The 10,365-nt window shown below is 68.6% G+C and carries 13 protein-coding genes and 1 rRNA gene; 6 read left to right on the plus strand and 8 right to left on the minus strand.

Translation table 11 applies throughout. From position 1 onward, the window contains the following. Window positions 1-55: 55 nt before the first annotated feature. Complete coding sequence (locus B7438_RS19760) at window positions 56-892, minus strand: NAD(P)H-binding protein (protein ID WP_085371397.1); 837 nt, start codon at window positions 890-892, stop codon at window positions 56-58. A gap of 133 nt (window positions 893-1,025) precedes the next feature. Here B7438_RS19760 and B7438_RS19765 point away from each other — a divergent pair, with 133 nt between their 5' ends. Together B7438_RS19765 and B7438_RS19770 are read left to right on the plus strand one after the other, a co-directional pair. Beyond that, window positions 1,026-1,724 carry a TetR/AcrR family transcriptional regulator gene (locus B7438_RS19765; protein WP_085371398.1) on the plus strand — a complete coding sequence of 233 codons (699 nt, stop codon included), beginning with the start codon at window positions 1,026-1,028 and terminating at the stop codon, window positions 1,722-1,724. Between the two features lie 46 nt (window positions 1,725-1,770). Then, a complete protein-coding gene (locus B7438_RS19770; RefSeq protein WP_085371399.1) occupies window positions 1,771-2,118 on the plus strand; it encodes a nuclear transport factor 2 family protein in 348 nt (115 codons plus the stop codon). Window positions 2,119-2,137: 19 nt separating this feature from the next. Here B7438_RS19770 and B7438_RS19775 read toward each other — a convergent pair whose 3' ends face one another. Further along, the gene (locus B7438_RS19775; RefSeq protein ID WP_085371400.1) at window positions 2,138-2,320 is read right to left on the minus strand and encodes a YegP family protein; all 183 of its coding nucleotides are present in this window, start codon (window positions 2,318-2,320) and stop codon (window positions 2,138-2,140) included. Window positions 2,321-2,485: 165 nt separating this feature from the next. On the opposite strand from B7438_RS19775, the gene B7438_RS19780 reads away from it, so the two are divergent. Both B7438_RS19780 and B7438_RS19785 read left to right on the plus strand, forming a co-directional pair. Then, the gene (locus tag B7438_RS19780) at window positions 2,486-3,034 is read left to right on the plus strand and encodes a PadR family transcriptional regulator (protein WP_085371401.1); all 549 of its coding nucleotides are present in this window, start codon (window positions 2,486-2,488) and stop codon (window positions 3,032-3,034) included. Window positions 3,035-3,039: 5 nt separating this feature from the next. Further along, window positions 3,040-4,797 (plus strand): AarF/ABC1/UbiB kinase family protein, encoded by a 1,758-nt coding sequence (locus B7438_RS19785; RefSeq protein WP_085371402.1) that lies wholly within the window; start codon window positions 3,040-3,042, stop codon window positions 4,795-4,797. A gap of 15 nt (window positions 4,798-4,812) precedes the next feature. Here the strand turns inward: B7438_RS19785 and B7438_RS19790 are convergent, their stop codons facing one another. The 4 genes from B7438_RS19790 to B7438_RS19805 all read right to left on the minus strand — a co-directional run bounded on the left by B7438_RS19790 (window position 4,813) and on the right by B7438_RS19805 (window position 7,666). Continuing rightward, on the minus strand, window positions 4,813-5,697 hold the full coding sequence (locus B7438_RS19790; RefSeq protein WP_085371403.1) for a hypothetical protein: 885 nt from the start codon (window positions 5,695-5,697) through the stop codon (window positions 4,813-4,815). Between the two features lie 80 nt (window positions 5,698-5,777). Beyond that, window positions 5,778-6,755: a zinc-binding dehydrogenase gene (locus B7438_RS19795; protein WP_085371408.1), complete on the minus strand. Its 978-nt coding sequence runs from the start codon at window positions 6,753-6,755 to the stop codon at window positions 5,778-5,780. A gap of 18 nt (window positions 6,756-6,773) precedes the next feature. Next, window positions 6,774-7,196: an organic hydroperoxide resistance protein gene (locus B7438_RS19800; RefSeq protein WP_085371404.1), complete on the minus strand. Its 423-nt coding sequence runs from the start codon at window positions 7,194-7,196 to the stop codon at window positions 6,774-6,776. Window positions 7,197-7,216: 20 nt separating this feature from the next. Beyond that, a complete protein-coding gene (locus B7438_RS19805; RefSeq protein ID WP_179150889.1) occupies window positions 7,217-7,666 on the minus strand; it encodes a MarR family winged helix-turn-helix transcriptional regulator in 450 nt (149 codons plus the stop codon). Window positions 7,667-7,986: 320 nt separating this feature from the next. Here B7438_RS19805 and B7438_RS19810 point away from each other — a divergent pair, with 320 nt between their 5' ends. Continuing rightward, entirely contained in the window at window positions 7,987-8,451 is a 465-nt protein-coding gene (locus tag B7438_RS19810) for a hypothetical protein (protein WP_085371405.1), read from the plus strand. An 18-nt stretch (window positions 8,452-8,469) separates the two neighbouring features. On the opposite strand, the gene B7438_RS19815 is transcribed toward B7438_RS19810, so the two are convergent. Both B7438_RS19815 and B7438_RS19820 read right to left on the minus strand, forming a co-directional pair. Then, window positions 8,470-9,045, minus strand: coding sequence for a mismatch-specific DNA-glycosylase (locus B7438_RS19815; RefSeq protein WP_085371406.1), 576 nt, complete (start codon window positions 9,043-9,045; stop codon window positions 8,470-8,472). After that, window positions 9,042-9,422, minus strand: coding sequence for a DUF488 domain-containing protein (locus B7438_RS19820; protein ID WP_085371407.1), 381 nt, complete (start codon window positions 9,420-9,422; stop codon window positions 9,042-9,044). Before B7438_RS19820 ends, B7438_RS19815 begins: the two co-directional genes overlap by 4 nt. Window positions 9,423-10,083: 661 nt before the next feature. Here B7438_RS19820 and B7438_RS19825 point away from each other — a divergent pair. Further along, a 16S ribosomal RNA gene (locus tag B7438_RS19825) occupies window positions 10,084-10,365 on the plus strand; the annotation flags it as partial.

The raw sequence follows: 10,365 nt of genomic DNA on the forward strand, positions 1-10,365 counted from the left end.
CGTCACGACTTCGTCGATCTGGAGCGGATACCGCTGGCCGAGACGGCCGCACGGCTCACCGAAACATCTCCGCATGATCCCCCACCCACTCGCGAAACGTCCTCCCCACCCTCCCCATAATGCGCGCATACTCCCCGGACACCGCCGGCTCCGCACCCACCGCTTCCCGCCAGTCCCTCACGATCTGCCTCACCCACACCTCCGGCACGTACCGCGAGAGCATCGCGACCGATTCCGTTTCGGTCTGCTCGATCACCGACACCGTGCGGCCGATCACCTCTCCGATCGTGGCGACCTGCTCGCGCAACGTGAGGCGTTCAGGCCCGGTGAGGACGGGCCTCGCGCCGCGAAGCGTGTCGCCCGTCAGCGCGACCAGCGCAACATCGGCGATGTCCGCTTCGTGGATCGGCACCTGCACAGCCTCCGGATACGGCAGCGGGACCGCGCTCTCGCCCTTCACGCTCCAGCTCCACCGCGCCGCGTTGCTGGCGAAGCCGCCCGGGCGAAGGAACGTGTGCCCCAGACCCGACGCCTCGATCGCTCGTTCGACGCGCAGGAATCGGGAACCGTTGAAGTCGTCCGACGCCCCGGGGAGAGTCACCGCCGACGACGACAGCAGCACCACGTCCCGGATGCTCGATCGCACTAACTGCGCGACCAGCGCCTCCGGATCCTCGAGGTCGGCGTACAGGAACACCCGATCCGCTCCTGCCAGCGCCGGCTCGAACGACGAGGGCTCGTTCAGGTCCGCGGCGAACACCTCCACCTGCGGCGGCAGGTTCAGCCTCTGCGGGGTGCGGCTCGTCGCCCGCACCGCCATACCGCGCTCCACCAGTCCAGAGACCACCAGGCTTCCAACGGCACCGCTGGCGCCCACCACCACAACCGACATCCTCTTCCTCCACTCACGAACGACAGACACGAACAACGGAACGTGAACGACAATCACGAATCACAATCACGAACAATGTTCGCGAACAATGTTCGTATAGAACATTGATCGTGTCAATTGCTACGATCGACCCATGACCGCATCCACCGAGCCCGTCTCGCGCCGGGACCGACCAGCGAAGGTCCCACTCTCCCGGCAGCTGATCCTCGATGCGGCTCGGCAGCTGATCCGCGAACGGGGAGTGGAGGCGGTCGCGCTCCGGCACGTCGCTGCCGCGGTCCAGACGGGGCCGGCGTCGCTGTACGCCTACTTCGGCAACCGCGACGTGCTCCTCGAGCACGTCCTCGATTCCGCGTACGCCGAGGTGCAACTGGTCGATGCCCGCGACGGCGCGTGGCGGCCGGCGCTGGCGGCGACCATCGTCAACACCATCGAGACCCTCGAGTCATACCCGGGCCTCGGCGCGGTCGCGCTGGGCGCCATCCCGACCCGTCCGGGAGCCCTCCGCCTGGCGGAGCACGAGCTCACCCTGATGGAACTCGGCGGCATCGACCAGGATGCGGCAGCGCTCGGAGTCGATCTCATCGCCCAGTTCGCCGCCGCGACGGCCATCGAGCGCACGTCGCACCCCGACCGCGGGCGAGGCGACGGAGCCCGCGAACGGGTCAAAGTCGTCTACGGCGACGCCGACCCCGCCCTGTACCCCCACGTCGCGAAGCTCGCCGAAGCGCTCACGGGCCCGGATGCGCGCGCCCGCCGCGACTTCGCCATCGACGCCATCCTGAACGGCCTCGCCAGCACACCGTCCCCGTCGGCCACCGCGCGCCACTGACGCAGCCCCCTGTCGGCCCGCCGCGGCTTTCGTGTATACAGAAACCGTGACCACCTTCGAGGAGCTCCTCCACCGCAACCTGCTCGGCGTCTTCAACGAACGCGACGAGGCCAGGCGTCTCCCGGTGCTCGCCGAACTCTACGCACCGGATGCGCGGTTCTCCGACCACGACGGCGTCGCGGTCGGTCCCGCGGCGATCAACGAGAAGATCCGCGAACTGCACGACCGCACTCCCGGCTTCGTGTTCGTCCCCGGGGCGTTCCACGAGGTCCAGGATCTCGCCACGGTCGAGTGGTCATACGGGCCGGCCGGCGCGGACCCGGTCGTGCGCGGCACCGACGTGGCGCTCATCCGCGACGGCCGGATCGCCGCCCTCTACGTATACCTGCGGTAGGGGAGCGGCACGCGGCCGCCTACTCGGTCAGATCCTCGACGCTCGCGCTTCCCGCGTTCGTCTTCACCGACTCGATCCCGTTCTTCGCCGACGCCTTCGACTTATACCCCTCGGACACGGCGATGATCTCGCCGTTCCCCGCCTTCAACCGGAAGCGGTACTCGCCGTTGCTGGACTGGTAGATCTCGAACTTCCCGGCCATCGTTCGTCTCCCTGTTCGCTGCAGCTCCTGTGCTGTCAGACGAGCACACCCTAGCGGCAGCGATCGCTCCCCGTCGAGAGGCAGATTCGTCGATGAACCCCTCGCATCCCCGCCCGTAACGATATATCGTTGACTATCGTTACCGACTCGATCCGGAGGTACACCATGAACACGTCCTTCCCTGCCGGCGCCACCGGCCCCGGACTCAACGCCGACACCATGTGGCAGGCGTTCGAGCAGCTGCGCTCCACCTTCGAAAAGCGCGTCACGCCGCGCATGGGCCGCGGCGATGTCCGCGCCGCCGTCCTCGTGCTGCTCGCCGAGAAGCCCATGCACGGATATCAGATCATCCGCGAGATCGAGGAGCGCAGCGGCTGCAGCTGGAAGCCGAGCGCCGGCTCCGTCTATCCCACGCTGCAGCTGCTCGCCGACGAGGGGCTGCTCACCGCCGAGGAGTCGAACGGCCGCAAGACGTACGCGCTCACCGAGGGCGGTCGCGCCGAGGCGGAGGCCGCCGGTCCCGCACCGTGGGAGTCCAGCGCTGGCAACACCGCGGACGGCTCGGGCTTCGGCGCCCTTCCGAAGGCCGCCTTCGAGCTCGCGCAGGCCGCCGGCCAGGTGCGCCGCACCGGCACGCCCGCGCAGGTCGACCAGGCCGCCGCCGTGCTCGACGAGGCGCGGCGGAAACTGTATTCGATCCTCGCCCAGGACTGACGCGGGTGTCGTCGGTTCGTCCCACTCGCCCTGACGCACAGGGCGCGGGGTCGACGCGCGCCCGCTACCGCCGCATCCTGCGTTTCGCCGGCTGGAATCTGGCCGTGACCTGGTGGTATGAGCTGTTCCTCCCGCGGATCGGCCTGCAGAGGGTCGCCGATCGCACCCGGTCGAAGCGGATGCGGCGCTTCGCCCAGCGCTTCCACGGCCTCGCCGTCGAGCTCGGCGGCCTGATGATCAAGGTCGGGCAGTTCATGTCGTCGAGGCTGGATGTGCTGCCTCCCGAAATCACCGCCGAGCTGGAGGGGCTCCAGGACGAGGTGCCTCCCGTCTCCTTCTCGGCCATCCGGGAGCTGGCGGAGGCCGAGCTGGGCGTCCCGCTCGGCCAGGCGTTCGCGCACGTCGACGAGACGCCGGTCGCCGCCGCATCCCTCGGCCAGGCGCACCGTGCCCGCCTCGCGCCGGCCGACGCGGCGGACACCGGACTCGATGGCGTCGTCATCAAGGTGCAGCGCCCCGGCATCGGCGCGATCGTCGACGTGGACCTCGCCGCGCTGCGGAAGGTCGGCGGCTGGCTCAGCCGGGTGCGGCTCGTGTCCGACCGGGTCGACATGCCGGCGCTGGTGGAGGAGTTCGCGACCACGAGCCTCGAAGAGATCGACTACCTGCACGAGGCCGCGAACGCCGAGCGCTTCGCCGAGCAGTTCGCCGGGGACGCCAGAGTGGCGGTGCCCGAGGTGGTCTGGGAGCGCACGACCAGGCGCGTCCTCACCCTTCAGGACGTGACGGCCATCAAGATCACCGACACCGACGCACTGGATGCGGCGGGCATCGACCCCGCCCAGGTGGCGCCGGTCTTCGCCTCCGTCATGTTCGACCAGCTGTTCACGAACGGCTTCTTCCACGCCGACCCGCACCCCGGCAACATCTTCGTCACGCCGGTCGCGCCCGTCACCGCGGCAGCGTCGCCGGCACCCGACGCACCCGACGCACCCGGCGCACCCGTCGCCCCGCCCTGGAAGCTGACCTTCATCGACTTCGGCATGATGGGCGAGGTCCCCTCCTCCACCCGCAGCGGCCTGCGCAAGCTGCTGATCGCCGCCGCCTCCCGCGACGGCCGAGGCCTGGTGGATGCGATGCGCGACGTCGGCGTGCTCCTCCCCACCGCCGAGACCACCGAGCTCGAGAAGGCGATGACGCACTTGTTCGCCCGGTTCGGCGGCATGGGTTTCGCCGAGCTGCGCGAGGTCGACCCGCGCGAGTTCCGCGACTTCGCCGTGCAGTTCGGCGACGTCGTGCGTTCGCTGCCGTTCCAGCTGCCGGAGAACTTCCTGCTGATCATCCGTGCGATGTCGCTCACGTCCGGGGTGTGCAGCGCGCTCGACCCGGAGTTCAACCTCTGGGACTCGGTCGAGCCGTACGCCGCCCAGCTGCTCCGCGACGAGCGCGGGAACGTCGTCCAGGATCTCGCGAAGCAGGCCGTCGAGATCGCGGGCATCGCCCTGCGCCTGCCGAAGCGGGTGGATGCGCTGCTCGACCGCATCGACGACGGCACCGTCGAGGTCCGCTCTCCGCGACTGGAGCAACGCGTCGCGTCCCTCGACCGCACGGCGAGACGGGTGGTCTCCGCCATCCTGTTCGGCGCGCTGCTCATCTCGGGCGCTGTGCTGCATGCGGGGGAGCCGGTGTTCGGCACCGTCCTGATGGCGCTGTCAGTCCTGCCGTTGCTGCACGCCCTGTTCGCGGGCCGGCGCAGACGCTAGCGGCGCCGGCGCTCGCTACAAACTGTCCGGGTCCAGATTCAACGACGTGGATGCGTACAGGAACTGGTTCCCGCCGTCTCCCGGCAGATCCGGGTTCAGCCACAGCAGATACTCCACCGGGATCCCGAACCGCGCAGCCACGTCGGTCGGGTTGTCGCCCGGCGCGATCGCATAGCGCTTCGGCGCGCCGCTCGCCGTGGTCGACGAGACCGTTCCCGTCGCGCCCTGCCTGGCCCCGGCATCCACCGGGTGCACGTTCGACTCCCGCACCGGCACCGACCAGTGGATGCTGTTCACCGCCAGCACCTTGTCCGGCCCGAGCTCCTGCGGCACACCGTCGGCGGAGGCCGCAGCCGAGTACGTGACGAGGGTGCCCAGGTAGGACGGCTGCCCGACGTCGCCGAGCAGCGCCGACGACGATGCGCCGGCCGTGGTCGGCCCGCCCAGCGGGTGATCGCCGACCCCGTGGAACGTCAGTCCGTCTCCGACGCTCGGCGGGATCTCCAGCAGCGTCACGGATACCGGGACGGGGACCGACGACGTGAACCCGGAGTATTCGGCCGTGTAGGTGTTGTTGCCATTCGACACGATCCGGTAGTGGAAGTGGATGCTCCCCTTCGGCGATGCGACGTCGCCCTGCGCGACGACCGTGCCTGCGGCAACCGGTGTCAGCGTCGCGGGCGGGACGGGAGCAGCCGACGGCGTCGCGCTCCCGACGGCGCCGGTCGCCGTGTCGGAGGTCCGCTTCGGCGTCGGCGTCGCCGAATGCGTCGTGTGCCGTGCGCCTGTCGGTGTCGGCTGGGCGCCTCCGAAGAGCGCGCATCCGGACAGAACGCCCGCAATCACCGCTCCGACGCCCAGCGCCGTCGCGAAACGGCGCGTCTTCCCCCTGTGAACCATGCTTCTCCCCGTGTGGCTCCGACGAGCCTAGCGGGGCGGCGGGCGGAAGCGACAGAGCGTCGCAGCCGCCCGCCGGAATATCACGCGCTCAGCAGAACCTTGCCGACGCGCCCTGGCGCGTCGCTCGCCGCGACGGCCGCGTCGATCTGATCCAGCGGGTAGGTCCCCGCCACCGGCAGCGTCAGGGTGCCGTCCGACACCCGGGCGATCAGCTCGCCGAACAGCGTCCCGCGCACGTCCGCCGGCATCTCCTTGCTGACGACGCTGCCCCAGAATCCCTTGACCGTCGCCTGCTTGAAGATCACGTCACCGGATGCGAGTTCCAGCGTCGGCGACGCCATCGCGCCGAACACCACGAGCGTGCCGTTCACCGCGAGCGTCGAGAGCACATCCCCGGCAGACGATCCGCCCACCGAGTCGATGCCGACCGAGATCGGGGCGCCGCCGGTGAGCGCTGCGAGTTCCTCGCGCCAGCCGTCGCCGTCCGTCGCGATGACGCGATCGATGCCCTGAGCGCGCAGCTCGTCGACACCGGCAGCGCGCCGCACGAGTCCGACCACGTTGATGCCGCGCGCCGCGCCGAGCTGGGCGACCATCCGGCCGACCGCGCCGTTCGCAGCGTTCTGGATCAGCCAGTCGCCCTCGTGCAGATCGAGCGAGTGCAGCAGGCTGAGCGCGCTGAACGGCATCGAGACCAGTTGCGCTGCCGACTCGTCCGGCAGCGCATCCGGGACCGGGATGAGACCGGCCGCGTCGGCGACGAAGTACTGCGCCCACACGCCGAAGGTCCCACCCGTGACGACCCGCTGGCCGACCGCGAGCGTGTCGACGCCCTTGCCGAGCGCATCCACGATGCCGACGGCCTCGGTTCCGGCCTCCGCAGGCAGCGACGGCTTGAAGCCGTATGTGCCGCGCACCGTCCAGAGGTCGTGGTTGTGGATGGGGGAGAGCAGCGTCCGCACGCGCACCTGGCCTGCGCCGGGCTGGGGGAGCGGCCGCTCTTCGACGGCGAGGACCGTCTCCGGGGCGCCGAACTCGTGGTGCACGAGCGCCTTCATCGTCTCGGTCGCCATGGCTCAGTCCTCCGAGACGGTGATCGTGACGTCGATGTTGCCGCGCGTCGCGTTCGAGTACGGGCACACCAGGTGCGCGGCGTCGGCGAGCGACTGCGCCTCCGACGCCTCCAGGCCGGGGAGGACGACCTCGAGCAGCACAGACAGCTGGTATCCGCCTTCGCCGTTCGGGCCGATCTGCACGCGTCCGCCGACGGACGAATCGGTCAGCGTCACCTTCTTGCTGCGCGCGACCGCCTGCAGGGCGGAGTGGAAGCAGGCCGCGTATCCCGCGGCGAACAGCTGCTCCGGGTTCGTGCCTGCCCCGGAGCCTCCCATCTCCTTCGGAACGGCGAGGTCCAGTGCGAACGAGTTGTCGCTTGTGGCGACGCGCCCGTCACGGCCCGCTCCTGTCGAGAGGGCTTCTGCGGTGTAGAGGACGTTCATCGGTGCCTTTCTTGTGCTTTTCAGTGCTCGACCGGCTGGTGCGCGCTCACGGCGTGCATCGTCTCGGTGAGATGGTGGAGTGTTCCGATCAGGGCCGCTGCCGACTTCTCATCGGGCAGGCCCGTTCCCGCGGCGATCCTGGCCGGGATGTGCGCGAGCTCGGAACGCAGTTCCCGCCCGCGGTCGCCGATGGCGACCGTGACGACGCGTTCGTCCGGCTGCCGCCGTTCGCGCCGCACCAGCCCGGCCTGCTCCATCCGGCGCAGCAGCGGGGACAGGGTCCCCGAGTCCAGCTGGAGGTGGTCGCCGAGCGAGGAGACGGTCTGGTCGCCCTCGATCCACAGCGTCACGAGCACGAGGTACTGCGGGTAGGTGATTCCCCACGGTTCGAGCAGCGAACGGTAGGCCTGGGTCGTCGCACGGGTGGCGGCGTACAGGGAGAAGCACACCATCTCATCGGTCACGGGCATATCTCGATGATTGCACGCAATTGAGTTGTGCACAACCTAACTGCGGGACAGCACGGGGAGACCATGCGTCTCACCGGCACCCGCGCCCGGTTCGAACGGGATGCGGTGGCGCGACACCCTCTACTGGCGCGGCGAGTGGGTGGACTCCATCCTCATGTCCGCGCTCAGCACCGACACGAGGCCGTCGTCCCTGCCCTGAGGACGCCCGGGCGTGTCGCCCGAATTGGGGTACAAACTCGTGTCCTCCATTTGACCCACAGACGGAACATTCTGGCTAGGCTCTGACCGAAACGCAGTCACGTCAACCCGAAGGACACGCTGTGAACCCGAACACCCTTTCCTACAACCATGCCCACGACGAGGCCCGACGACAGCTCCGGCGTCACGAACGCGACCTGCAGTGGGCGAAAGATCGCCGCCGCCAGCAGGAACGCGAGCTGGCAGAGGCGCGCGCACTCCTGGCCGCCAGCCCGGCGACCCTCGTCTGGACTCCGCTGACCATTGCGGCCGTCCTGCTCGTCGCAGACGCCGTGCTGGTCTGGGGCGTGCTGAACTCCTCCCTGCTCGGAAACACCGGCTTCATCGCGGTGTGGGCGGGCGCGGCCTTCGCGGCCATCGTGATCGCGAAGGTGACCGTCTCCCTCGTCCGGCTGCACGGCCGGCGCCGGGCGGCGCGCAAGCGGGTGCAGGTGCGGGATGCGCGCCTCGCGCACACCCAGTTCCACATCGAGGAGAGCCTCGGCTCGTTCATCGACGGCCACCAGGTCGCCCGCGCCACGCGCTGACCAGAGCCCGCCTCCCGACTACTCCTCGCCGACGTCGATCCCGGCTGCCACTGCCGCCTCCCGATATGCGGTGGCCAGCTGGGGGAGCGAGTAGTGCGCGTTGAGTCCGCTCGGGCTCGGCACCACCCAGACAGTGGATGCGCCGAGCATCCTGTGCTGTCGGCCGGGCACCGCGCGTGGCTCAGCGAAGGCGACACGGTAGGCGGTCACGCCGAGCAGCGCGATCACGCGCGGACGGTACCTCTCCGCCACCCGCTCGAGTCGCCCCCGCCCGGCGATCAGCTGCTCGTCGGTGAGCTCGGACGCCTTCGCCGTCGCGAAGTTCACCAGCGTGGTCAGCCCGACCTTCCGGCGCGCGAGGTGGTCGAGGTCGTCGGGGAGGAAGCCCTCGGACGAGTCGATCACCCTGTCGGTGATCCCGGCCAGCCTCAGCGCGGGGTAGAAGCGGTTGCCCCGGTTGGCGAAGCTCGCTCCGATGGCGGCACTGCGCAGTCCGGGGTTGATGCCGGCGAAGACGAGTTCGACCCCGTCGCTGAGGATGTCCGGCAGCTCGGCGCCCCGGTACGACTCGAGCTCCGCGCGCGTGAACCTCACGCCGCAGCATCCGGATGCTCGCGGAGAAGTCCCGCCAGCACGGCGGCTTCGCTGATGTCCGGGTCCTTCGTCGCGGTCAGGAGCGTGAGGGTGCCCGCTGCGGCGATGCCGCGCAGCCGCTCCAGGATCTCCGCCCGCTGCGGATCGGCGAGCTCGGCCGTGTATCGCTCGGCGAACTCGTCGAAGCGGGTGGGGATGTGCCCGTACCAGGTGCGCAGTTCGGTGGACGGGGCGATCTCCTTCTCCCACGCGTCGAGGTGGGCGCGCTCCCTGCTCACGCCGCGCGGCCAGAGGCGGTCGACGAGCACGCGTGTCCCGTCGTCTGCGCTCGGCTCCTCGTAGATGCGCCGGACCCTGACGCGTGGTGTGTCGGTCATCGTCGTGTCCTCCGCTCGCGTGCCCTCTGTCCCAGCATCCTCGCATCCGGTGCGGGGCGCGGATAGGGTCGGGGAGGGACGTCGGATCCCCGCAAACACCGCCGTTTGGTGGCCCTGGGGCCTCGACTTCTTCGCGACGCGCCCGGGATGCAACCGTGATTTGCGAGCATTCGCGGTAATGCGTAAAGTACTTACTTGTCACCCCAAAGGTGCGGGAGAGCGGAACTGCTCCCCGGCCTCAAGCGGGACCACATCCCCGGTTTTCTTCTCGAATATCCGAGGGTGGTTATCCTCCACTTGCTGAGCTGATCGTCATGCTCGGTCGTGTGATCGGTTGCCTGTTTCAGGCGGCCAGGTTGCGACCGGCTGATTTGACAGGATGGCTTCGAGTGGTAGGGTTGACAGGTTGCCCCATTTTGACCGTGTGATGCGGGATGGTGGGAGCGTCCGATCCTTGAGAACTCAACAGCGTGCACAATGTCAAATGCCAAAAACCTCGTGTTTAGCTTCGGCTAGGCAAGAGATTCCTTTGGATTAGATACAGAATGTCAGTAGATATTCGAAACTAGTCAGATCAACTCGCGGGGAGAACAGACCTTTTTCCGGTCCGCTTCTCGCACAATGTTTCCCTTCCGCTTTCGGGTGGTTGTGGAGCTAAACATTTACGGAGAGTTTGATCCTGGCTCAGGACGAACGCTGGCGGCGTGCTTAACACATGCAAGTCGAACGATGAACCTGGAGCTTGCTCTGGGGGATTAGTGGCGAACGGGTGAGTAACACGTGAGTAACCTGCCCTTGACTCTGGGATAACCTCCGGAAACGGAAGCTAATACCGGATATGACGTACGGAGGCATCTCCTGTGCGTGGAAAGAATTTCGGTCAAGGATGGACTCGCGGCCTATCAGGTAGTTGGTGAGGTAACGGCTCACCAAGCCTACGACG

Origin of the sequence: Leifsonia sp. NCR5 (genome assembly GCF_002105485.1) — a bacterium.
GTDB lineage: Bacteria > Actinomycetota > Actinomycetes > Actinomycetales > Microbacteriaceae > Leifsonia.

Excerpts from the sequence above, each read along its gene's own strand:
- B7438_RS19760 (WP_085371397.1), bottom strand. The coding sequence starts at position 892 with ATGTCGGTTGTGGTGGTGGGCGCCAGCGGTGCCGTTGGAAGCCTGGTG.
- B7438_RS19765 (WP_085371398.1), top strand. The coding sequence starts at position 1,026 with ATGACCGCATCCACCGAGCCCGTCTCGCGCCGGGACCGACCAGCGAAG.
- B7438_RS19775 (WP_085371400.1), bottom strand. The coding sequence starts at position 2,320 with ATGGCCGGGAAGTTCGAGATCTACCAGTCCAGCAACGGCGAGTACCGC.
- B7438_RS19780 (WP_085371401.1), top strand. The coding sequence starts at position 2,486 with ATGAACACGTCCTTCCCTGCCGGCGCCACCGGCCCCGGACTCAACGCC.
- B7438_RS19790 (WP_085371403.1), bottom strand. The coding sequence starts at position 5,697 with ATGGTTCACAGGGGGAAGACGCGCCGTTTCGCGACGGCGCTGGGCGTC.
- B7438_RS19795 (WP_085371408.1), bottom strand. The coding sequence starts at position 6,755 with ATGAAGGCGCTCGTGCACCACGAGTTCGGCGCCCCGGAGACGGTCCTC.
- B7438_RS19800 (WP_085371404.1), bottom strand. The coding sequence starts at position 7,196 with ATGAACGTCCTCTACACCGCAGAAGCCCTCTCGACAGGAGCGGGCCGT.
- B7438_RS19805 (WP_179150889.1), bottom strand. The coding sequence starts at position 7,666 with ATGCCCGTGACCGATGAGATGGTGTGCTTCTCCCTGTACGCCGCCACC.
- B7438_RS19820 (WP_085371407.1), bottom strand. The coding sequence starts at position 9,422 with ATGACCGACACACCACGCGTCAGGGTCCGGCGCATCTACGAGGAGCCG.